Source organism: Pseudoalteromonas sp. GW168-MNA-CIBAN-0100 (assembly GCF_040309225.1).
Classification (GTDB): Bacteria; Pseudomonadota; Gammaproteobacteria; order Enterobacterales; family Alteromonadaceae; genus Pseudoalteromonas; species Pseudoalteromonas arctica.
The window spans coordinates 1-279 of the sequence record NZ_JBEOOL010000484.1; the positions used below are offsets into that span (position 1 = coordinate 1).

The following is a 279-nucleotide window of genomic DNA, read 5'->3' on the forward strand; positions in this document are numbered from 1 at the left end:
GTATGCTCCCTGGGTTCACAGCCACAGAAGGTAATGAATGTGTGTGCATCAGATTATCTGTATTATTTACTAACCTTACGCCCATTCTATTACTGTTAGGGCTGGCTTTAAATTTACCCGAAGTAAAGCTATGCAAAAGTGTTTTACCTAATAACTTTGCGTGTGGGCTAGGGTGCAAGCGGATAATTTTACGTTGCGGTGGAGCAATAGCCCCCATTTTTATAAAAGGGCCATTAAAAGGCTTAATTGGAATGCAGTCACCACTGCTGAGTGCTTTGC

General features: G+C 42.3%; 1 pseudogene. It reads right to left on the reverse strand.

Going from position 1 to position 279, the window contains the following annotated elements:
* Positions 1-279: pseudogene (locus tag AAEY62_RS22060) on the reverse strand (5-oxoprolinase subunit C family protein); the annotation flags it as partial.